Here is a 20,434-nt window from a genome sequence, read left to right as displayed (position 1 = left end):
TGATGTTGAAACTCGTTGCGTGGAGCCTCCTTCTCGCCGTTTCTTTGGTCTCTGTTGTAGCGCTTGCGCAACAGCCGACCGAACAAACAAAAGCTGAGAAGCAGGCAGAGCTTAAAGCAATTCAAGCCGAGATCGAATCTCGGCTTGAGGCTTTTGAATCACGCAAACAAGCGCTCACATCAAGTCAACAGGCGCTTAAGAAACTGGAGTTACGCACCGCCAAGCTCGCTGAGACACTACAAAACACGCGACAACGGTTACAACAGTTAGAAAGCAAGATCGACAATAATGAAGCGGAGCAAACTCGGCTCGAAGCAGACATCCGTGAACAACTGAACGCGTTGAAAGATCAAGTCATCGCTGCCTATGCAAACGGAGATTACGATTATCTCAAGTTGCTATTGAATCAGCAAAAGGCATCCTCTTTAGAACGTCAGCTGACTTATTATAAGTACCTGAACGATGCCCGTATTGCAGCGATCGACAGCTTAAAAAAAACACAGGCTCAATTAGAACAGGTCAAACAAGCGCTGCAGGCACAATATCAGCAGCAAACTGAGCTACGCGCTGAGCAAACAGCGCAACGGTCCGCACTGACCGAGCAACAAGAAAAACAAGAGCAGGCGATTGCTAAGCTGCGCAATGAACAACGCTCAGAGGAAGAAAAAATCGCTGAGTTACGAAGCAGCCAAGCCGAGCTGGAGCAGGTTATCGCAGCAATCGAAGAGGCACTTAGTGATCGCATTGAGTTAATCGGATTAAAACCTATCAAAGCGAGCTTACAGTGGCCAACCAATGGTAAAGTGCAGCGTTTGTTCGGCGAACGTCGCGAAGGCCCTATTCGCTGGAAAGGCGTGCTAATTGATGGTGAACAGGGACAAAGCATCCGCAGCATTGCCGATGGTCGTGTTGTTTTTGCCGACTGGTTACGCGGATTCGGGCTAGTAATAGTGATTGATCACGGTGAGGGCTATATGAGTCTTTATGGCTACAATCAAGTGATATTCAAGAATGTTGGCGAAGAGGTACAACAGAACGAGGAAATTGCGCTGATGGGTCAAAGCGGGGCACAGAACTCACCGGCGCTGTACTTCGAAATCCGCTTTAAAGGTCAACCGGAAAATCCAACCCAATGGATCCGCTAACTGCTATGCACCGCTACTTGTATCTGATTTTTCTTAGCTTTTTATTGACCACGCCTGTGATCGCTAGCGATAAAATTGCGATTATCATTGATGACATCGGTAACCATCCTGAAGATCTAGCGGCAGCTGAGTTACCTGGTGACGTTACGTTTGCCGTGTTACCTTTTACCCCGTACGGTCGGTCTTTTGCCTTAAAAGCGCATCATCAAGGCAAACAAATTATGGCGCATGTTCCAATGCAAGCTTTAGCGGGTAATGCACTGGGCTTAGGTGCGCTAACATCTGATATGTCGAGTGCAGAGATAAAACTAAAACTCCGTCAAGTATTAGATGATATTCCTTATGTAGCCGGTATCAACAATCACATGGGTAGCCAACTCACACAACTTACTCAACCCATGCAAGCGGTGATGGAGTCACTGAAGAATCATGACTTGTATTTCGTAGACAGCCGCACCACTGAGTATACCGTCGCCGAGCAAATCGCACACCACTATCAGGTGCCTGTCGCGCGCCGTCATGTTTTTATCGATAACGAAACAAGTGAGCGGTATCTTACTCAGCAATTTGATGAATTAATCCGAATTGCTCACCAACAGGGTGCAGCGATAGCTATCGGGCATCCCTACCCCGAAACGATTGCTTTTTTAAAGCGGCGCTTGGGCTCGTTAGATCAGGATGGTGTGCAATTAGTCTTTGCGTCGGAACTAACGATTAAAAGCGATTCAAGCATTCCCAGTAGCTTGCTCCAGACGAGTCAATAGAATAAGCGCTTGCGCGCGGTTATCACCACACACATCGCGTGTCGCATCAAAATCTGAACACACCTGTGGTCGGCGTGGATCACCAAACAAACGACACAAGTTGTCGTCGTCAAGTTGGACGCAGCGTTCACCTGCCTTTTTCCCCTCTGGCATCCCAGGAATCGGTGAACTGATGGAAGGGGCAATGCAGCAGGCGCCACACCCCAAACGACAATCCATGAACACCCCCTAAAAAAAGAGACAAACAGAAACGAAAAAGGCGCTACAAAAGTAGCGCCTTTCAAGATAATTCAAAGTCAGCTAGGACATCGCTGCACGAAGCTTTTTCATCGCATTTTGCTCGAGTTGACGCACTCGTTCAGCCGATACCTCATATTTTGCAGCAAGATCGTGCAGTGTTGATTTACTCTCGGACAACCAACGTGACTGAACGATATCCTGACTACGTTCATCAAGCTCACCCATCGCTGAGAACAGCTTCTTCTGAGTATGTGCTTCGTAGTCTTCAGTTTCGATTTCTTCCGCAAGGTCCGAGCGTTTATCCTCGAGATACATCGCGGGTGAGTAAGTCGAGCCTTCTTTAGAATCGTCGTCGTCAGAACTCAGTTCAAAAGCTTGGTCATGAGCACTCATCCGCGCTTCCATTTCCATGACTTCTTTGCTCGAAACACCTAGTTCTTTTGCCACCGTTTCGACTTCGTCTTGATTGAACCAGCCTAAACGTTTCTTCATTTTACGCAAATTGAAAAACAATTTACGCTGCGCTTTGGTGGTAGCGACTTTAACAACTCGCCAATTACGCAATACATATTCGTGAATCTCTGCCTTAATCCAATGCACAGCAAATGAAACAAGGCGCACACCCACTTCTGGGTTAAAGCGTTTTACCGCTTTCATGAGACCAATGTTACCTTCTTGAATCAAATCCGCTTGCGGCAGGCCGTAGCCAGAATAGCCACGGGCGATATGCACGACAAAACGTAGATGCGACATGATTAACTCTTTCGCTGCATCTAAGTCTTTATCTTCCTGCAAACGTTTTGCCAGCGCTTTTTCTTTCTCAGCGCTCAGCATTGGAATGCGGTTGACTGACTGAATGTAACCGTCAAGACCCCCGCCCTGAGGGACCGATAAAGCCATGGTTTTTAATTCAGTGCTCATTTAACAACCTCTAATTACTCACTACATGTATCGACTAGCATAGCCTATTCATATGACCGTTTTTTTACACGCAAGTTCCCTTTAGCGCAACAGGTCGTTATTACTGGACCCGAAAAAAACACTCGCCAAGAATCTCAGTATAACGCGCATGTTTGTCAACGCAAGTCTTGCGATCGTTTTCGATCATGCGTCTGGTTCGATACTTTTTATGTGCTTTCTCACCGCTAAAAAACTACCGATTAAGCCCAGCGCCACAGCGACCAACCAGACCATTAACATCTCTCCCACAGTCAATCCTGAAAGGGAAAACTGTGATTGATATAATTCAGTTACATCCGTTACGGCAGAACCTATCCACCAGATCAATAATTGGGTTGCCAACCATGCAATCACGCCGCCTGCAACACCATACCAAACACCGGTATAAAGAAACGGCCGTTGAATAAATGCGTCGGTGGCTCCGACCAGCTTCATTATAACGATCTCATCACGTTTACTGAGTATATTCAGACGGATCGTATTGCTGACGATCAGAATCACAGAGATACATAACAACAATGCTAATGCGGCCAATACGTCCTGAATTAAGTCGACAATCGCTTGCAAGCGCGACAGCCAAGCAACATCAAGCTTACCCATTTGCACTTCACGCGCTTGCTGAAGCTCCTCTAACAACGCCTCGGCTCGTGCTGGGGTCCGTGCTTGTTGTGCGGGCGTGACAATGAGCACATCAGGCAGTGGATTACTATCGAAATAATCCAGTGTTTCACCGAAGCCTGAGGTCGCTTTAAACTGTTCGAACCCTGCTTGTTTAGTAACCCACTGAACCGACTCAACGTCATTACGAATACTTATTTGCTGCTTCAGTGTAGCAACCGATTGTTGGCTTGCATCAGTACGCAGAAATAAAGAAATTTCAGAGGCTTGCTGCCACTGATCAGCAATTTGGGTGGTATTTTTCACCATCACATACAGCGCACTGGGTAATGTTAAGCTTAACCCGAGTACAGCGACCGTCATTAAGCTAGCAATTGGGTTTCGCCATAACTCACCTAAGCTACTCACTGCCTGTTGTAGGTGGTGAACCGGCACCATCAACAAGCGCCGCCAAAGTGGCAACCCCTTTTGCTGCTGTGCGCCTTTTTCGATCACTCGGTTACGGAACAATAGACTCATACCGATTGCTCCTGCAAACCATCATTAATGAGCCGTCCCTCTTTTAAGGTCAAAGTCCGATATTTTAACCGCGCAATCAGACCTAAATCGTGCGTCGCAATAAGAACCGATACACCGACTTGGTTAAACTCCTCAAATAGCCGAATAATATCCATTGAGAGCTTAGGGTCTAGGTTACCCGTCGGTTCGTCGGCTAATAGTAACGGTGGTTTTGTTACGATAGCGCGTGCAATACCGACTCGCTGCTGTTCACCACCTGAGAGCATCATGGGAAAATGCCGATATTTGTCCGCCAAACCAACCTTTTCAAGGGCCGCAAGCACTCGTTTACGGGCCTCTTGTACGCTGTAACCTTCTATGATTAAGGGTAGTGCGACGTTATCAAACACCGATTTGTCCATTAACAGCCGATGGTCTTGAAATATCATACCAATGTCGCGACGTACGAAAGGAACCTGCCTCGGCTTAATTGTATTGAGATCATGACCATTGATACGCACTCGACCGGCGGTCGGACGCTCCATCACACTGATTAACTTGAGTAAGGTACTTTTACCCGCGCCGGAGTGTCCTGTCAGAAACGCCATCTCGCCGGGTTCAACATGAAAATCAACATGACTGAGGGCTTGGTGCCCCCCAGGATAGGTTTTACTGACTTGCTCGAAGCGTATCATAGTGTCTTAAGGTTGTTTTATTCTTGGTCTAGCTTACGGTCAAATAGCGCTTGAATAAAGTCTCGCGCGACAAATGGCCTTAGATCGTCCAGTTGCTCGCCCACACCAATGTATCGGATCGGTATTTTGAACTCATCAGCAACGGCAAAGATGACGCCCCCTTTTGCAGTTCCATCCAGTTTCGTCATCACGATACCGCTCACCCCTACAGCTTCGGTAAACAGTTTAGCTTGCGAGATGGCATTCTGACCGGTGCCCGCATCTAATGTCAGCATCACTTCGTGGGGCGCTTCTGGATCCTGCTTTTTCATCACCCGTACAATTTTCTTCAGTTCTTCCATGAGGTTAGATTTATTTTGCAAACGCCCAGCCGTATCGGCAATAAGCACGTCTATGCCACGGGCTTTCGCCGCCTGCATTGCATCGAACAATACCGATGCACTATCAGAACCGGTTTGTTGTGCAATGACAGGGATTTCGTTGCGTTCGCCCCAAATCTGTAACTGTTCTACAGCAGCGGCGCGGAACGTGTCCCCGGCTGCGAGCATGACTGACTTACCCTCGCGTTTGAACTGTTTAGCGAGCTTACCAATGGTGGTGGTTTTACCCACACCATTTACACCAGTCATCAAAATAACGTAGGGCGTTTTACTCGTATCGATCGCTAGCGGCTTATCAACCGGCTCGAGCAAGGCTTCCATCTGCTCTTGTAGCAATTCATACAGCGCTTCGGCATCTTTAAGTTGTTTGCGATCCGCTTGATGCGTCAGATTATCGATGATTTTTGTGGTCGTTTTCACACCTAAATCAGCCATTAATAGCTGCGTTTCCAGCTCTTCAAACAGATCGTCATCGATCTTCTTACCTTTAAAAACGCCGAATAAGCCCGAGCCAATACTGCCCGATGTCCGCTTGAGTCCCTCGGTCAAACGAGCCCAAAGCCCCTTCTTCTTAGCGGGTGCTGCTTCAGCCTCAATGTTAGACTCAGCTCCTGTCTCGTTTGTAGAGACAACCTCAGGTTCGAGTTCAGGTTCAGGCTCAGACTGCTTAGGTGGTTCCGGCTCGACCTTGGGTAACGGCTTTCCTGCGGCTGAATCGGCCGTCACTTGCGCACAGTCTTCCGTTGCATCAGCATCACGTGGGCTCGACTGCTGCTCTTGTTCATCTTGTTTTATTTCTTTCTCATCTTGTTTCGACGATTTATTGCGTCGAAACATTGAAAACAAACCTTTTGCCATAATTGAATACCTTGGAACTACAACCATTAAATCGTTAAACTAGTGATAGTTTACCACGCTGTAGCGAAACTGACGACGCACCCAGATAATTAACCAGGCCGATTATATTGTGAGAAAGCAAAGCAACAAGAAAACAGGGGAATTGCGCCTCATTGCCGGGCAATGGCGCGGTCGCAAGCTGCCCATACTGACAGCCGAGGGACTTCGCCCCACCACGGATCGCGTACGAGAAACCTTATTTAATTGGCTGCAATTTGATATTCAAGGTGCACAAGTTGCTGACCTGTTTGCTGGCAGCGGCAGCTTAGGCTTTGAAGCCGCATCGAGAGGCGCCCAACAGGTAACTCTGATAGAGATGGATAAGGCGGCGGCGCAGCAATTGAAGCAAAATGTCAGTCGCTTATCGGCACCACAAATTAATGTGATACAACAAAGCGCTCTCGATTGGCTAATAGCGGAATCAACTCAACACACTAAGCTAGACATCGTATTTATCGATCCACCGTTTAATAAATCACTCGTCAGTCCGACGCTTGACGCGCTGAAACGAGGTGAGTGGTTACATTCGGATTCGCTAGTTTACGTCGAAAGTGAACGCAACCTGCCGCCTGAAGTCTTCAATGACTTCGATATCCTCAGAGAAAAACATCACGGTCAGGTCAGCTTTAGGCTGCTCACTCCATCAACTGAAGAGACAACACACGCATGAATATGATTTTACTTCTCGGCAAAGCTATTTTTGCCATTATATGGATTGCTTTGCTTGCGCTTTTGTCGGGTTTAGTCGTCGACATGAGCACCCAAGCTTATGGGCTAATTGCCATGTTACTCGGCATACTTGTCATTATGCATTTGTTATTGCTGGGGATTTTTGTTGCCACGATGAAAGCTCAGCTCCCTTGGAAAAAGGGAGATGGCTGGCAGATTCTTATCTTCGGCATTTTTGGATGGCTAACAATCTACGCACGTCAGTCTGATGACTGATTCACTTCAAGGCCGATGTTAGAGATACCTTCATCGGCCACCATTTGCTTCAGCTGGTTAACCAATGCCTTAGTCACTGTCGGTTGCGCTTCGAGATAGTTGAGCATCGCTTGCTGCATTTCAACTTCGTACTGATACAACTCATGTTGATTAACCGCCTCTCGTAACTGCTCGGCGGGCACCTCATCGGCGATATTGAGTTCAATGAATTTAGCCACCGAGGCTTGCGATACTTTCGCCACATCAACAAAGTTTTTTGAGTCTTTATCGAGCACGCCTTGCAGCAAGGTACTGATAGCAGTACACGCATCCATCGCAGGATATACCCCGAGCATGTCATGACCATATTCACTCGGCGTCACTTCATCGACTTTCTCTTGCCAACGTTCCGCATTAATTTTGCTGTGTTTAGGATTAGCATGACGGTCCCATAGCGCGTTGAGTGCACCACGCAGCGGTTTGAGTTCACCGAACCCCGTGAGCTGATGAAAAAATTCATAATTTGGCAGCATCCGCTCGCACAGATACAATGCAAACAATGATTGTTTTTCGGTTTCCATCGCACGGATGCGCTGAAACGTATTTAATTGACCCACAAGCAATCCTCGTTTTCGCTGAAGGACCCGTATTATGCCTAAAATAAGCTTGCCTCGCTACGATGACATTGTATTAGCTGCCAATCGCTTGGAGGGTTTCATTAAACACACACCGGTACTCACATGTTCAGAAATCGATGATGCCCTGGGCTGTGAAGTTTTCTTTAAGTGCGAAAACCTCCAGAAATCCGGCGCGTTTAAGTATCGAGGCGCCAGCAATGCGTTGTTATCTCTGTCAGAGCAACAACGTCAAACTGGTGTTTTTACCGTATCATCAGGTAATCACGGTGCCGCGCTGGGCTATGCTGGCGCACGTTTGGGCATTTCCGTTACGGTCGCGGTGCCCAATAATGCGCCTGCGATTAAACGTAACAATATTGAAGCCAGCGGAGCCTCAATAGTGACTATAGAGCCCGGTATGGAAGCGCGAGAGCGATTCGCAGCAGAACGAGCGCATACCGGTGAGACATTTATTCCCCCCTATGATCATCCCGATATTATCGCGGGACAAGGAACAGCAACGTTAGAGCTACTCAAACAAGTTGAAGATTTAGACGCCGTCGTCACCCCTTTGGGCGGTGGTGGTCTGCTGGCAGGCGCATGCCTAGCGGCGCAAGGACTGGAAGTTTATGGCGCTGAACCGATGCTCGCCAATGATGGGTTTGAGTCGCTCAGCAGCGGAATCCGACAACCCGCGAAACCACCGCGTAGTATTTGCGATGGCTTACTTACGCAATTAGGTGAATATAATTTCGAAATATTAAAGCGCCACGTAAGCGATGTGCTTGTCATTGAGGATAAAGACACGAAAGCGGCAATGGAACTGATTTGGCAGCGTCTTAAAATCATTGTAGAACCATCCTCAGCGATCACGCTGGCGGCGCTGAAGCAAGAGCGAAGCCGATTCGCCGGAAAACGAGTTGGGATTATATTAAGTGGTGGGAATATCGCGGCCGAGCCCAGTCAGCCGCTCAAGGTTTAAGTCGCGAAGATATCGTCGTCGCTTTTGAACGTTTTAAATTCAAGCGCATTGCCGCAGTAGTCGTAAAAAAACATCGTGCCTTGCTCACCCGGTTTGCCCTGGAAACGAATGTATGGTTCGATGACAAACTCAATATCTGACTCAGCAATTTTGCGCGCAACGTCATCCCAATCTTCGCGTAATAACACGACACCGAAGTGAGGTACGGGCACATTATGACCATCGACGCCACTGTGGTTTTTAACACCGGCTATTTCAGGTGCCACATGCGTCACGAATTGATGACCAAAGAAGTTCCAATCGATCCAATCATCACTACTACGCCCCTGTTCCAGCCCCAAGATCTCACCATAGAACTTGCGTGCATTATCGAGGGACTTTACAGGTAAGGCTAAATGAAACGGACGTACTGCTGGCATTGGCGATTACATCCGTGCTTGAGGTTCATGAATAGACTGACGCATCGCTGGAGAACGCTTCCACATACGGTGCCCGATAGCAGCAAGTAACAGACCCCAATTGAGCGGAGGAATAAACCCTGCAGTCAATACCGCTAATAAACTCCAAAGGGGTTTAGATTGATACTGACCGACTAAGCCGTAAAACAATAACGCGGCTACGAGTCCCTGAAGTAACAGTAGGCTCAATAGCATAATTATTTCCTTCTTTAGCGAACATTTTTATCACTGCGAACTGCAGTTTTTTGTTATTCCTAAGCCTACTCAATTATGACGAAACTGTAAAATAATGTATAAATTATTGATTTATATATAAAAAAACCGGTCTGGCGACCGGCTTTTAAGTTGTATAACTTTGATTTTAATCGATAATATCGTTTAGAACGCGTTTAGAGCAGCATCCAGATCGGCTTTAAGATCGTCTAGATCTTCAATACCCACCGAGACACGAACAAAGTTGTCTAAGATACCTAGTTTCTCACGATTTTCTTTTGGTACCGACGCATGTGTCATGATCGCAGGGTGTTCAATTAACGATTCAACCCCACCTAAACTTTCTGCTAGGGCAAAGATTTCGACCGACTCTAAGAACTTACGGGCGGCCGCTAAATCGCCTTTCAATAAAATTGAGATCATGCCGCCAAAACCGGACATCTGACGCTTCGCAAGCTCATGTTGTGGATGGCTTTCAAGACCTGGGTAGATCACCTTCTCAACTTTCGGATGTTGCTCGAGCCACTGTGCCAACTCGAGCGCTGCTTGATTATGATGACGCATACGCAACGCGAGGGTTTTCACTCCGCGTAGCGCCAGATAAGAATCAAAAGGACCCGCAACAGCACCCACCGAATTTTGCAAGAATAGCATCTGTTCGACTAAGTCTTGGTTATCACCGACAACAGCGATACCACCCACCATGTCAGAATGACCATTTAAGTACTTAGTCGCCGAATGCATTACGATGTCGGCTCCCAGCTCAATTGGACGCTGATTAAAAGGCGTCGCGAACGTGTTATCCACTACTACGATGATGTCTGGGTTATGTGCCTTTGCTGTTTTTACAATGGCTTCGATATCAACCAATTTCAACATTGGGTTGCTCGGTGTTTCAACCCAAATCATACGTGTTTCTGAGGTCAGCGCCTGTTCGACTTGTTTAATGTCGGCAAGGTCAACGTATGAGAACTTAAGTCCTGCTGAACGCCCACGTACCTTATCGAACAAACGGAAACTACCGCCGTATAAGTCATCCATAGCAACCACGTGGTCGCCGCTATCAAGCAACTCTAAAATTGTTGAAGTCGCCGCCATGCCGGAAGCAAAAGCAAGACCTTGAGTGCCCCCTTCCAAATTCGCGACTGCGCGTTCCCAAGCAAAACGTGTTGGGTTATGCGAGCGCGAATATTCAAAGCCTTTATGTTCGCCCGGACTCTCTTGCGCATAGGTTGAACTGGTAAAAATCGGAGGCATAACAGCCCCAGTGACCGGCTCAGGTGACTGACCACCATGAATGGTGCGTGTCGCAAATTTCATTGGTTTGTTTGATGCCATTATTACAACTCCTTACAGCAAATTATTTTCACGCATCCACTCATCGTTGAACAATTTCGATAAGTAGCGGTTACCCGTATCACATGCAAGTGTGACGACTTGCTTTTTCTCTGTTTGATCTTGGCAATAACGCACTGCAGCAGCGATTAAGGTGCCGCTTGAGGAGCCCACCATAACGCCCTCTTTCTCGAGCACCTGACGCGCCATCTGCATACCTTCTTTATCAGAGATAGCGTAGGCTTTATTGGCTAATTCAATTTCGCAGATTTTTGGTACGAAATCCTCGCCAATACCTTCTGCCAACCAGCTGCCCGCTTCGACGTGCTCTCCACGATTAACTAATGGTTCCAAAATTGAACCCGCGGGATCGGCAAGCACTAAATCAACATCGGACTTCTGCTCACGGAGATAGCGGCCAATACCTGTTAGTGTACCGCCTGAACCAACACCACAGACGAAGGCATCAATGTCGCCGTCCGTTTGTTGCCAAATCTCTGGACCCGTGGTTTTGTAATGCGCCTCTACGTTGGCAGGATTCTCAAATTGGTTTACATAAAACCAGCCGTTTTCTTCGGCTAAGCGCGCGGCCATATCTTGGTAGTATTCAGGATGACCTTTTTGTACATCTGAGCGAGTCTGTTTGACTGTCGCACCCATTGCACGCAAATTGTTGACTTTCTCTTGGCTCATTTTATCAGGCATTACGATCATCAAGGGGTAGCCCTTGCTTGCCGCAACTAGCGCCAAACCCAAGCCTGTATTACCCGCAGTTGCTTCAATAATGGTGTCGCCTGGCTTCAGTTTGCCATCACGCTCAGCTGCATTAATCATCTCAACGGCGATGCGGTCCTTGATAGACCCACCCGGATTCTGCAGCTCTAATTTGAGGTACAAGTCACAGGGACCTGTATCAATGTTATTCACTTTTACTAACGGCGTGTTGCCAATCATTTCCAATACGTTGTCATATACTTTCATATCGCGTCGCTTTTTCTCATCTGTTCAATGCGGTTCATTATCCCTATACTTTGACCACTTAACAACCACCGCCTTAGAACGCTTTGTTCAATACAATAACTAGTCAAGCGAGACGCAAATGGATTTAAGAAGCGATACAGTAACCCAACCAACTTTAGCGATGCGTGATGCAATGACTCGCGCTGATGTGGGTGACGATGTGTATGGTGAAGATGCCACAATTAACGCGTTAGAGCAGCGCGTTGCACGTTGGCTAGGTAAAGAGGATGCGCTTTTCTGCAGTTCCGGCACACAAAGTAACTTATTAGGTTTGCTCAGCCATTGTCGTAACGGTGAAGAATATATCGTCGGTCAGGAATATCACACCTATCGTTATGAGGCGGGCGGCGCTGCGGTGCTCGGAGGCATCGTGCCACAAACCATCGAAGTCGAAGCCGATGGTACTCTGTCGTTAGACACTATCGCCGAGCGCATCAAGCCAAATGATCCTCATTTTCCGATTACCCGCTTACTTGCATTTGAGAACACGCATGCCGGTCAGGTGGTTTCTCAAGACTACTTCGCTCAAGCACGATCGCTTGCTGAACAGCACGGTTTAAAAATGCACCTCGACGGCGCCCGATTAGTTAACGCTATGGCCGCAACCCAGTTGACTGCCGCCGAGTTGGCTGCGCCATTCGATTCTGTTTCAGTATGCTGCTCGAAAGGTTTAGGCGCCCCGGTTGGCTCTTTACTCGTTGGCCCGGCCGACTACATTGCACGTGCCAGACGTTGGCGTAAGATGGTCGGCGGGGGGATGCGCCAAGCGGGTATTTTGGCAGCCGCCATTGATTATGCTTTAAACCATCACCTTGAGCGCATTCAAGATGATCACGATAACGCCAAATGGCTTGCCGCTACGCTACAAAATCTCTGCGTTAATTCACATATTGGTGTGAGTGATGCGCGTACTAATATGGTGTATGTAACCTTACCATCACTCGAGTTTGCTCAGTCTCTCCAGCGGTTTATGGAAGAAAATAAGATAAAAGTGGGGGCGGCAAGAAAATTACGGTTAGTGACTCATTTAGATATTACCCGACACGACTTAGAACGCTTTACAGTGCTTTTTGAAGAGTTTCTAAAAACACAATAGACTAAAGCGCGATTTAAACTAGCCGATACACTCTTCATAAGCTGAGGAGAGTTCACATGCGTTTACAATCAAAATTAACTTTGGGCATCGCTATTGCGATGATGACCCTATTGGTCATCAATCTCACAATAACCGGCTTGATGATATCAACGATGCTCAACAAACGCGTAATTGAACAAGAATTACCTGCCACACTTGGCGAGGTAAGAGGCGAGATTGGAGCGCTCATTAGTGAGCCAATTCAAGCATCGACCGCCTTAGCTCAGAACACTTTTCTTATTGAAGCACTGCAAGATGGTGAATCTCAGGAGTCACAACAAGCCATCGTGAACCATCTCGACTCAGTGCTCAATAATAATCAGGCAAGCGCTGCCTTCTTAGTATCCGACTTGAGCAGTAATTATTACACCGCCGATGGTCTACTTAAACAAGTCAGCCAAAGCAATGACCGCGATCAATGGTTTTATAACTTTTTAAATGGCACTCATCCTGTTGAGCTCAATTTCGATGTCGATGAAAACACCGGTATCCCGACGATTTTTGTCAATGTCAAAGTCACTAATGGCGATCGCGTCATCGCCGTTGCTGGTATTGGTAAATCGCTAGAAAAGCTCACTCAGGCCATCACTGATTATAAGGTGGGTGAAAATGGAACTGCGTATTTGGTCAATCAGCAAGGTAATATCCAAATTCATTCAAGTTTAACGCAGCAAGTTGCACTGGCTAACGTGGTCGGTGACTCCGTCGCAAACGAATTACTTAAGCAGGGTGAGTTCCATCATTCGGTTACCGAGCGCAACGGTGAATCGTTCATCGTTGCAAGTACTGAGCTCCCCAATACCCAGTGGCGCATTATTGTTGAACTCCCCGAGCAAGAGGTTTTTGGCGAGCTTTACACGACGCTCGTTACGCTAATTATTGTTTCACTATTAGTTGGTGCGTTATTCGTACTAGCCATGGCATTTTATGCGCGGCGTATCGTCAAACCCATCAAACATGTTGCACAACGGCTCACCTCGATGGCTCAGGAGGGCGGTGATTTGACCCAACGTCTTGAGGTGGTTACCAATGATGAACTAGGCGAATTAGCATTGGGCTTTAATGCGTTTGTTAATAACCTCGGCAATATCATTGATACGGTGCGTCAAACTAACGAGCAGCTTAATCTCAAAGTGGACGAAATCGACCGCTCAATGTCGCAAATTAATCGCCTGTCCAGTGATCAAGAAGATAAAACCGACCAAGTGGCTGTGGCGATGAGTGAAATGGAAACCACAGTTAAAGAGATTGCCCATAATGCCAATGAGACAGCAACGGGCGCAGCAACAGCTAATGAGAGCACACAACAGAATCGCACTAAGTTACAACAAGCTGAACAGCGCATGCAGTCGCTTTCCAACGAGATCGACCATGCCTCTCAGACGGTTTCTGAATTGGCTGATAAGGTACAAGGCATATCATCGGTTATTGAAACAATTGAGGCGATTTCAGAACAAACGAATTTACTCGCGCTCAATGCGGCGATTGAGTCCGCTCGCGCGGGTGAGGCGGGACGTGGTTTTGCAGTTGTCGCAGATGAGGTACGCACACTCGCACGCAAAACTAATGAATCTACAGAACGCGTGCGAGAACAGATGGCTGAATTACGGCAATCGGCTGCGGATGCAGTCAAACGCATGCAACACAGTCGAGGTGATGCACTCTCGACCAGTGAGCACGTGGCTGACTCGGCCAGTCAGCTTATGTCGTTAGTCACGTTGATTCAACAAACCGCAGATATGAGCACGCAGATTGCCACAGCTACTGAAGAGCAAGCCTCTGTAAGCCAAGATGTGGCGAAGAACATTCAGTCGATTGCGGACTTCTCACGCGAAGTCAGTGCGGCTGTGGGCACCAGTCATAACGATTGCCAACACATGAACGAAATGGCACGTCACCTCGCCGAGCTACTCTCACAATTTAAAACACGCTAATAATTCAAGTGGCACTAGAAGTGCCACTTAACCAGCAAATTAGGGTTATGTTCGTTAACGCCATCAATATAGAATTTATTACGCCAGTACACATATTCGACACCGATATACAGAGGCGAATCGATATTAAAGTAAGGCGCTAAATCCAGTTTGAGCTGTGAGGTAAAGTTTAGATTAGCAGGCCCCACACCTGAGATACCTGAAGCATAGTCGATAAAGCCGTCATACAACCATTGCGTATCGGCGATGACAAAGCGCGCTCCCCACGATGCGGTTAGTTGGTAATTGTTAGGTAATCCGTCATTATTACGCTTATAAGCATCAAGCTCTAAAAAATCAAAGCCTGGTACATCAAATGCCACGCCCAAACCGTAAAGATAGTTAGTAAATCCATCCCCCACTTCTGCTGTACCCGATACGCTAAAATTTTTAATCCAGCTATTCTCGAATTCAGCAATATAGTACTCAGGCGAAATTTCAATGTAGGTTTCCTTAAACCCATCACTCGACTCTAACCGATCCGCAAAGCTAAATAGTTTGCCCCAGTCGTAGCCCGCAACGTACTCGAAGGTCAAAACCTGTCGATCAGGATCGCCGACTTCATATTGACTGCCATTTAAATAAGTCAGGCTGGCGTCCGACCAATATTGCTCTGCGGATACGTTGCTAGTGGTGAAACCCAACAGCACAAGGCTAGCTATCGAGATAAAATTGCGCGACATAGTACTCATTTCCGTTCTAACCGAAGGCGACTTAAAGCAAGGCGCGGATTATGCCAGTGCCCTATCGAAAAGTACATTGTTGAAGCACCTGTTAATTTTTCTAAATAATTGATATAAACAACTATGATAAGAATCATAGTTTGTCGTTGCTAAAACAAAAATAATAAGTGAGGCGGGAATGGCTGAGGCGTTAATCGAAACATCGGCAATGAGTAAAGTGTTTGGCTCGGGTAAAACGCAGTTTGAGGCATTAAAAAGTATCGATTTAGTTATCAATAAAGGTGAATTCGTTGCCCTGGAGGGGCCTTCCGGTAGCGGTAAGTCTACCCTGCTTTCGATCATTGGTTTACTCGACGTACAAAGCAACGGTGAATACTCTTTAGCAGGTCATCCCGTCCATACGTTATCGGCATATCAACGCGCCTCTCTGCGTAATCAACACGTGGGTTGGATTTTTCAAAACTTTAATCTGGTTAATGACATGACCGTTGTAGAAAACGTCATGCTCCCACTCCGTTATCATCCTTCGATCAATAAGCACCAGTATAAAGAACGTGCCATGAAGGCTTTAACACAAGTTGAAATAGCAGATAAAGCAGACAATTACCCAACGCAACTATCAGGTGGCCAACAGCAACGTGTGGCTATTGCTCGAGCATTAGTAACCAACCCTAGCCTTATTCTTGCGGATGAGCCCACGGGTAACCTCGATAGCGTTACCGCTGAGCAAATTTTAGCGGTACTCGAATCATTGCATGAACAGGGCTCCACAATCCTGATTGTGACCCATGATGCGAAAGTCGCTGCGCGTTGTAAGCGCCGCTTACAATTAAGAGACGGTCAGTGGAGCGCATAACATGTTTTTCAACTTGCGTTACGCGCTCAGGCAGTGGCAGAAGCGTAAATTTCAGACATTAACGTTAATTTTATGTCTCAGCCTATTTTGTGCTTTTACCGCCAATTTAATCGCTACAGCACCTGCGCTATTTAGCGATAGACAGCCATGGATGTCTGATTCAACGCCTTATATCACCATCGGTTTAGAGTCCCATAGCGGTAAATTTAATCCGATTGATAAGACCAACTTAGACAAATTCACACAGTCGCCAGCCATTGGTAAATTGATGACGCTGAGCAACCGGACGCTCCGAGGTTTGAAGGACCAAAGTGGCGTTGCTATCGACGATGCCGGTGCAGTATATCTTCCCCCATCGTTTATCGACCGTTTTGCGGACGAACTTCCCCCAGTGATGAAAAAGCTCTCGGATACACGTGTTATTTTGTCTTACCCATATTGGCAATCTTTAGGTGCTAAGCCGATCGAAGAGCTTGTTATTAATGCCAGCCTTACCGGTGCGCAACTACCTGTCGCAGGCGTCCTACCGAAAGGATTTAGGTTATTTCAAGGTATCGTCTCAGATATCGTTTTAACCGATCAAAAAGTGACTTCAACCTTTGGTATTAATTTTGGTTCTAATAGGCCACCTGATGAATATGTGGATAAAATAATTAATCAGCTGGTCGAGTCCGTTGCATTTCGCTACGGCATCGCTGAGTTAAAGCCGGGTTACGAGCCTGAAGATGTATCCGCTATCACACTAGCTAAAGAAGAAGCGGACGATGACAGTGTCGTATTACTTTCAGGCACTGCGAGTTGGACCCCTAAGGTGATTGAGGGTCTTCAATTTCATCCTCAGCAGCGCCAAAGGCTAATCGATCAATGGCAAATGTTACTAGGTCTTACGCTCGGCTTCCTGCTCATTGGTTTATTTAACCTACTCACTTCCAACTTCTCTGAGTACCTGCAACGAGAACAAGAATTTCAAACACGAAAAGCTGTGGGCGCATCCAACAAGGATCTAGTCCGCCAGCTGTTCACTGAAAACTCACTTTTAGGGTTCGTATCGGTGGTGCTTGGTGCTGTTCTAAGTTGGTATATTCTAAAGCACGTAGAAGCTGAGCTCGTATTGGTCTCACTGCTCAGTAGCGAAATTAAGGCCACTGGGATTATATTGAGCGTTCTTTTAACGGCAACTCTGGCAATTTTAGTTGGATTAATGCCGTTTATTTCTCTCAACCGACAAGCTCGATTCTCACGCAGTAAAAGTAACGGACAAGGGCGGCTACAGCGTTGGCTCAATGCTGGCAATATGACAGTGCAGATTGCATTAGCACTGGTTGCTATTACGTGCTCTATCAGCCTTTGGCTAACGCAAGAGCAGCAACTTGAGCAGGTTTCAGTCAATACCGACATCACTCAACTAAGCTATAAACAAGGTGAAACCAGCTCCGACCCTGTCATTAATCTCAACGAATGGAAGAGTAAGCTCGCTAATCAACCATTTGATGTCGCCATGAGCGTCGATAACTTTATCGATTCTAATCCAAGTGCTACGCAGGCAAGCACTGAGGGCTTAAATGCGCCTTCCGCTATTCCTATCCAGATAATGTCAGTTTCTGATAATTATTTTAACGTTTTAGATGCTGTTCCTATTGCGGGCGATCGAAATCCAGCCGAAGTTAATCAGGTTATTATCAACGAAACTGCCGCACGCGAGCTGGGCTTCAAACAACCGCAACAAGCACTCCAACAAACTCTATTTATTAAAGATGCTTCGAGTTATCAGTTTACTGAGGATGAACCCATTATCATTGTCGGAGTGAGTAAAGACTTACCCCACTCGAGCCTTAATCAAAACGCACAACCAATGATTTATAACCTCATAAGGGAAAGTGGCCAATTGCTCCGCGAAATATATCTGTACACGCGACCTACTAACGTCGATGCGGTTGTTGAACTGATGCAACAACAAGCTGCGAGCCGTGAGAATATGTACAATGTTAACAACGACGGCACGCTGCTACAGCTATTAAAGCAGCAGGATGAGGAGTGGTTTGTACTTGCGCAACTATTGCTTGGCTTAACCTTATTGATCTGCGCTTTAGCCGCGACCAGTTTATATCAACAAATCGTTGCCTATGTCATTCAACGCAGTCGACTGTACGCAGTTATGCAAGCTGTCGGCGCTCAAGTCAGCGACGTTGCGAAAAGTATATCGCGCATGTTGGTCACGAAACTGCTATCCGGTTTGATCCTAGGTGTGATACTCATCGCCGCCATCAATAGTTGGTTTTCTCAGCAATTTCATGCCGAGTTATTCACGGTTCATTATCTCGTGTTAAGCCTCGTCGCGATTCTACTATTGGTGTTACTGAGTTATATTCCGGCTATTTGGCGCCAGTTATCACTCCCTATACAACGTATTTTACGCGATGAGTAGACAGTAGAATTAGAGTTTTCTTAATTGCTCTAACAAGCGGTCGAGCGAACGATAGCTTAATGCCTCAGCGATGTGGCGTCGGCCCACCGACGCCTTATCATCGAGGTCGGCAATCGTACGTGCCAGCCTCAAGGTGCGATAAAATGCTCGATGTGAAAGCCCCAACTTTTCTACCACCTCAACTAAAAACCTATGGTCATCCTTGCCAAGTTGGCTATGTTCTAGTACAGCCTGTGCTGCTAACTCACCGTTCAAACAGCCTTGGCGTTGCCTTTGTCGTTGATGACATTCAACGACTTGCTTGCGAATTTGAGGTGAAGTGGGCGTGGGCTTGTGCTGCCCATCGAGCTGTCTAAGTGACTCTGTTTCTCGAGGTACCTCGACTTGAAGGTCGATTCGGTCAAGCAATGGGCCCGATAGTTTATTCAGATATTTAAGAATTTGGTCAGGTGTTGAGCGGCAGCTATCTAACGTTCCATCAAATTGGCCACAAGGCGAAGGGTTAAGCGCTGCAACTAATTGAAAGTGAGCAGGGTAAGTCGTTTGATACCCAGCTCGACTTATGGTGACTTCGCCCGATTGTAATGGCTCACGTAATGAATCAAGTACATAGCGAGAAAACTCAGCCAATTCATCAAGAAATAAAACGCCATGATGCGCGAGGCTCACTTCACCTGGCTTGGGCGGCGAGCCGCCGCCGACAAGCGCCGCAGCCGAACATGTATGATGAGGCATACGCAAATTTCGTTGAGTGAGCTGCTGAGGGGTCAGGTGTGTCTCAACCAGTGACTTTATGCTGGCGATTTGCATGCCTTCATGGTGTGTGGGTGTTGGTAAGATAGTTAAGAAGCGCTGAGCGAGCATCGTTTTTCCAGTCCCAGGCGGCCCGACAAAAAGTAGATGATGACGACCGGCTGCGGCAATGAGCAGCGCCCGCTTTGCTTGAGTCTGTCCAATAATATCAGCTAGATCGCCGAGATTGTTGGCGGCATCGGTTGGCTGATTCTGAGTTTGGGCATGCGCTAACTTGTTATGTCCTTGCAAGTGTTCAAACAACGCCGCTAAGTCGGGCACTAGAAAATGGTTACTCTGCGCGGCATAACCCGCTTCCGCCTCATTGGCCGAAGGAACAAACACGGTTCTTTGTGCCTGCCTAGCGGCTATCAATGCGGGAATCAAGCCCGACACGGCTTGAGAATTGCCCGCTAGCGCGAGTTCACCGTAGAATTCAAATTGTGCTAATTGCCCAGCATCGAGTTGGTCCGAGGCGGCAAGGATACCTACGGCTATCGCCAAGTCGAAGCGAGCACCTTGCTTGGGAATTTCAGCGGGTGCTAAGTTGACGATGATACGCGTTGCCGCGGGGAATTCGAGGCCTACATTGAGAATAGCTGATTTAACACGATCCCTCGCTTCTCTTACCGATGTCGCGGGCATCCCAACAATCGTGAAGGTCGGTAATCCACGGGCGAGATCAACTTCTACACGTACTTCGGGGGCTTCAATACCAATACTGGCGCGGGTAAAAACAGTTGCAGTAGCCATGCTCTCTCTCGCAAATTAGGAGAGCATAGCGATACAACGGTAACTTAGATGTCAGCTTGAGCAGAATTTTT

21 protein-coding genes are annotated in these 20,434 nt (G+C 47.2%); 9 read left to right on the top strand and 12 right to left on the bottom strand.

Features of this window, described 5'->3' with window-relative positions:
• Nucleotides 1–2 precede the first annotated feature (2 nt).
• Together BFR57_RS04985 and BFR57_RS04980 are read left to right on the top strand one after the other, a co-directional pair.
• Nucleotides 3–1,145 carry a peptidoglycan DD-metalloendopeptidase family protein gene (locus BFR57_RS04985; protein WP_071462936.1) on the top strand — a complete coding sequence of 381 codons (1,143 nt, stop codon included), beginning with the start codon at nucleotides 3–5 and terminating at the stop codon, nucleotides 1,143–1,145.
• On the top strand, nucleotides 1,133–1,909 hold the full coding sequence (locus BFR57_RS04980) for a divergent polysaccharide deacetylase family protein (RefSeq protein WP_253183605.1): 777 nt from the start codon (nucleotides 1,133–1,135) through the stop codon (nucleotides 1,907–1,909). Before BFR57_RS04985 ends, BFR57_RS04980 begins: the two co-directional genes overlap by 13 nt.
• Here BFR57_RS04980 and BFR57_RS12715 read toward each other — a convergent pair.
• The 5 genes from BFR57_RS12715 to ftsY all read right to left on the bottom strand — a co-directional run bounded on the left by BFR57_RS12715 (nucleotide 1,871) and on the right by ftsY (nucleotide 6,158).
• On the bottom strand, nucleotides 1,871–2,128 hold the full coding sequence (locus tag BFR57_RS12715; protein ID WP_083405043.1) for a YkgJ family cysteine cluster protein: 258 nt from the start codon (nucleotides 2,126–2,128) through the stop codon (nucleotides 1,871–1,873). The two genes, BFR57_RS04980 and BFR57_RS12715, sit on opposite strands and share 39 nt — an antisense overlap.
• An 81-nt stretch (nucleotides 2,129–2,209) precedes the next feature.
• Nucleotides 2,210–3,070 carry an RNA polymerase sigma factor RpoH gene (gene rpoH / locus BFR57_RS04975; RefSeq protein ID WP_071462935.1) on the bottom strand — a complete coding sequence of 287 codons (861 nt, stop codon included), beginning with the start codon at nucleotides 3,068–3,070 and terminating at the stop codon, nucleotides 2,210–2,212.
• A 183-nt stretch (nucleotides 3,071–3,253) separates the two neighbouring features.
• A complete protein-coding gene (gene ftsX, locus BFR57_RS04970) occupies nucleotides 3,254–4,246 on the bottom strand; it encodes a permease-like cell division protein FtsX (protein WP_071462934.1) in 993 nt (330 codons plus the stop codon).
• Nucleotides 4,243–4,920 carry a cell division ATP-binding protein FtsE gene (gene ftsE / locus BFR57_RS04965; RefSeq protein WP_071462933.1) on the bottom strand — a complete coding sequence of 226 codons (678 nt, stop codon included), beginning with the start codon at nucleotides 4,918–4,920 and terminating at the stop codon, nucleotides 4,243–4,245. The genes ftsX and ftsE overlap by 4 nt, the downstream gene beginning before the upstream one ends.
• A 17-nt stretch (nucleotides 4,921–4,937) precedes the next feature.
• Nucleotides 4,938–6,158, bottom strand: coding sequence for a signal recognition particle-docking protein FtsY (gene ftsY, locus BFR57_RS04960; protein ID WP_071462932.1), 1,221 nt, complete (start codon nucleotides 6,156–6,158; stop codon nucleotides 4,938–4,940).
• A gap of 109 nt (nucleotides 6,159–6,267) precedes the next feature.
• Here ftsY and rsmD point away from each other — a divergent pair, with 109 nt between their 5' ends.
• On the top strand, nucleotides 6,268–6,867 hold the full coding sequence (rsmD, locus tag BFR57_RS04955) for a 16S rRNA (guanine(966)-N(2))-methyltransferase RsmD (RefSeq protein ID WP_143441047.1): 600 nt from the start codon (nucleotides 6,268–6,270) through the stop codon (nucleotides 6,865–6,867).
• A complete protein-coding gene (locus tag BFR57_RS04950) occupies nucleotides 6,864–7,142 on the top strand; it encodes a DUF1145 domain-containing protein (protein ID WP_071462930.1) in 279 nt (92 codons plus the stop codon). Before rsmD ends, BFR57_RS04950 begins: the two co-directional genes overlap by 4 nt.
• On the opposite strand, the gene BFR57_RS04945 is transcribed toward BFR57_RS04950, so the two are convergent.
• Nucleotides 7,127–7,738: a YjaG family protein gene (locus tag BFR57_RS04945; protein ID WP_071462929.1), complete on the bottom strand. Its 612-nt coding sequence runs from the start codon at nucleotides 7,736–7,738 to the stop codon at nucleotides 7,127–7,129. The genes BFR57_RS04950 and BFR57_RS04945 overlap by 16 nt on opposite strands.
• 34 nt (nucleotides 7,739–7,772) lie before the next feature.
• On the opposite strand from BFR57_RS04945, the gene BFR57_RS04940 reads away from it, so the two are divergent.
• On the top strand, nucleotides 7,773–8,720 hold the full coding sequence (locus BFR57_RS04940; RefSeq protein ID WP_071462928.1) for a threonine/serine dehydratase: 948 nt from the start codon (nucleotides 7,773–7,775) through the stop codon (nucleotides 8,718–8,720).
• On the opposite strand, the gene BFR57_RS04935 is transcribed toward BFR57_RS04940, so the two are convergent.
• From BFR57_RS04935 to BFR57_RS04920, 4 genes are all read right to left on the bottom strand, one after another.
• Nucleotides 8,717–9,139 (bottom strand): VOC family protein, encoded by a 423-nt coding sequence (locus BFR57_RS04935; RefSeq protein ID WP_071462927.1) that lies wholly within the window; start codon nucleotides 9,137–9,139, stop codon nucleotides 8,717–8,719. The genes BFR57_RS04940 and BFR57_RS04935 overlap by 4 nt on opposite strands.
• Before the next feature lie 6 nt (nucleotides 9,140–9,145).
• On the bottom strand, nucleotides 9,146–9,373 hold the full coding sequence (locus tag BFR57_RS04930) for a hypothetical protein (RefSeq protein ID WP_006953888.1): 228 nt from the start codon (nucleotides 9,371–9,373) through the stop codon (nucleotides 9,146–9,148).
• A gap of 183 nt (nucleotides 9,374–9,556) precedes the next feature.
• Nucleotides 9,557–10,729 carry a PLP-dependent aspartate aminotransferase family protein gene (locus tag BFR57_RS04925; protein ID WP_071462926.1) on the bottom strand — a complete coding sequence of 391 codons (1,173 nt, stop codon included), beginning with the start codon at nucleotides 10,727–10,729 and terminating at the stop codon, nucleotides 9,557–9,559.
• Between the two features lie 12 nt (nucleotides 10,730–10,741).
• Nucleotides 10,742–11,707 (bottom strand): cysteine synthase A, encoded by a 966-nt coding sequence (locus BFR57_RS04920; RefSeq protein ID WP_071462925.1) that lies wholly within the window; start codon nucleotides 11,705–11,707, stop codon nucleotides 10,742–10,744.
• Between the two features lie 118 nt (nucleotides 11,708–11,825).
• Between BFR57_RS04920 and ltaE the strand changes: the two genes are divergently transcribed.
• The gene (gene ltaE, locus BFR57_RS04915; RefSeq protein WP_071462924.1) at nucleotides 11,826–12,842 is read left to right on the top strand and encodes a low-specificity L-threonine aldolase; all 1,017 of its coding nucleotides are present in this window, start codon (nucleotides 11,826–11,828) and stop codon (nucleotides 12,840–12,842) included.
• Between the two features lie 56 nt (nucleotides 12,843–12,898).
• Nucleotides 12,899–14,815 carry a methyl-accepting chemotaxis protein gene (locus tag BFR57_RS04910; protein WP_071462923.1) on the top strand — a complete coding sequence of 639 codons (1,917 nt, stop codon included), beginning with the start codon at nucleotides 12,899–12,901 and terminating at the stop codon, nucleotides 14,813–14,815.
• Between the two features lie 14 nt (nucleotides 14,816–14,829).
• On the opposite strand, the gene BFR57_RS04905 is transcribed toward BFR57_RS04910, so the two are convergent.
• On the bottom strand, nucleotides 14,830–15,537 hold the full coding sequence (locus BFR57_RS04905; protein WP_071462922.1) for a DUF5020 family protein: 708 nt from the start codon (nucleotides 15,535–15,537) through the stop codon (nucleotides 14,830–14,832).
• A gap of 178 nt (nucleotides 15,538–15,715) precedes the next feature.
• Here BFR57_RS04905 and BFR57_RS04900 point away from each other — a divergent pair, with 178 nt between their 5' ends.
• Both BFR57_RS04900 and BFR57_RS04895 read left to right on the top strand, forming a co-directional pair.
• Complete coding sequence (locus BFR57_RS04900; RefSeq protein WP_071462921.1) at nucleotides 15,716–16,393, top strand: ABC transporter ATP-binding protein; 678 nt, start codon at nucleotides 15,716–15,718, stop codon at nucleotides 16,391–16,393.
• A gap of 151 nt (nucleotides 16,394–16,544) precedes the next feature.
• Nucleotides 16,545–18,818, top strand: a complete 2,274-nt coding sequence (locus BFR57_RS04895; protein ID WP_171903940.1) for an FtsX-like permease family protein — start codon at nucleotides 16,545–16,547, stop codon at nucleotides 18,816–18,818.
• A gap of 9 nt (nucleotides 18,819–18,827) precedes the next feature.
• Here the strand turns inward: BFR57_RS04895 and BFR57_RS04890 are convergent, their stop codons facing one another.
• Nucleotides 18,828–20,363 (bottom strand): YifB family Mg chelatase-like AAA ATPase, encoded by a 1,536-nt coding sequence (locus tag BFR57_RS04890; RefSeq protein ID WP_071462919.1) that lies wholly within the window; start codon nucleotides 20,361–20,363, stop codon nucleotides 18,828–18,830.
• Nucleotides 20,364–20,434: the final 71 nt, after the last annotated feature.

Origin of the sequence: Idiomarina sp. MD25a (assembly GCF_001870515.1) — a bacterium.
In the GTDB taxonomy this organism is placed as follows: domain Bacteria; phylum Pseudomonadota; class Gammaproteobacteria; order Enterobacterales; family Alteromonadaceae; genus Idiomarina.
This window is presented reverse-complemented; position numbering and strand designations above follow the sequence as displayed.